Source organism: Bacillus cereus group sp. BceL291 (genome assembly GCF_051776705.1).
GTDB lineage: Bacteria > Bacillota > Bacilli > Bacillales > Bacillaceae_G > Bacillus_A > Bacillus_A cereus.
The window spans coordinates 1-849 of record NZ_JBPWAP010000228.1 but is presented as its reverse complement, the minus strand read 5'-3'; the positions used below and the strand labels follow the sequence as shown (position 1 = coordinate 849).

Sequence of the window (849 nt, the reverse complement as noted above, 5' to 3'; positions counted from 1 at the left end):
CGGAGAAATTAGAAAAGTTGTATTTACAGGAAATCAAGGGACGGCCAAAAGTTTCCTAGCATACAGCATGCTTCATGAATTGAATCAGTATTTCTGGGATATCAGTCAAGGGGAAGAAAACTATCACCTTATGAAAAGTTGTTTATACGTGGAACTAGAAGCAATAACAAGGATGATTATGGATTCTTTCGATGATAAGAGCAGTAAATATACACTTCAATATTTCGTTCAATTAATTGGACAAGCTGATTTCGTGGTATTAGATGATCTTGGGGCAGAAAGTGGATCAACGGATTCAAGTAGACAGGCATCTGATTTCATTCAACGTCTTTTATATGCAGTATCAAACTCTAGACAAGGAATGAGTACATTTACCACAACAAACTTTACTGGAAAACAACTTTTTAATAAATACGATGCTAAAACAGTTAGTCGTTTATTAGGAGATTCAAAGGTCTTGAAATTTACAACAGCGGATCAAAGGCTTGCAAATTTAGGTTTCTAATTAGGAGGAATAACGATGTGTGTATTATGCCGTAATACAGGAATTATTCGTAAAGAAATTTATCCAGGTGTAGGTCTAACGGAAGGTTGTAACTGTGAAGTAGCAAAGCAACAGCAAGAAGAAAACGATAAGCGTTGGCAAGCATGGTTAATCAAATTTGAATCAATGAAACGAGAGTTACAACGCAATCAAAAACAAAAAGTTAGCTAAAAAGAAAAAGGGGGATTTCAGTTGTATGAAGCCTACGAAAGTTGAAATCGATGTTACTGATAATAAAATTTATGTGGTCAAGAATGGTGAGGTTACGCCACTGAATCCTCCAGTAACAGGATTTGGGGAACAAG

The 849-nt window shown here is 35.7% G+C and carries 2 protein-coding genes and 1 pseudogene; all 3 read left to right on the top strand.

Annotated elements, in window-relative coordinates; all coding sequences use genetic code 11:
• Positions 1-505 (top strand): annotated as a pseudogene (locus tag ACS2CR_RS34275) (ATP-binding protein); the annotation flags it as partial.
• Between the two features lie 15 nt (positions 506-520).
• Positions 521-715: a hypothetical protein gene (locus tag ACS2CR_RS34270; RefSeq protein ID WP_153603205.1), complete on the top strand. Its 195-nt coding sequence runs from the start codon at positions 521-523 to the stop codon at positions 713-715.
• Positions 716-740: 25 nt separating this feature from the next.
• On the top strand, positions 741-849 hold a 109-nt coding region (locus ACS2CR_RS34265; RefSeq protein ID WP_438906111.1), incomplete at its 3' end, for a DUF3954 domain-containing protein.

What these genes read in the sequence shown, in the direction of transcription:
- ACS2CR_RS34270 (WP_153603205.1), top strand. Translation starts at nt 521, where the DNA reads ATGTGTGTATTATGCCGTAATACAGGAATTATTCGTAAAGAAATTTAT.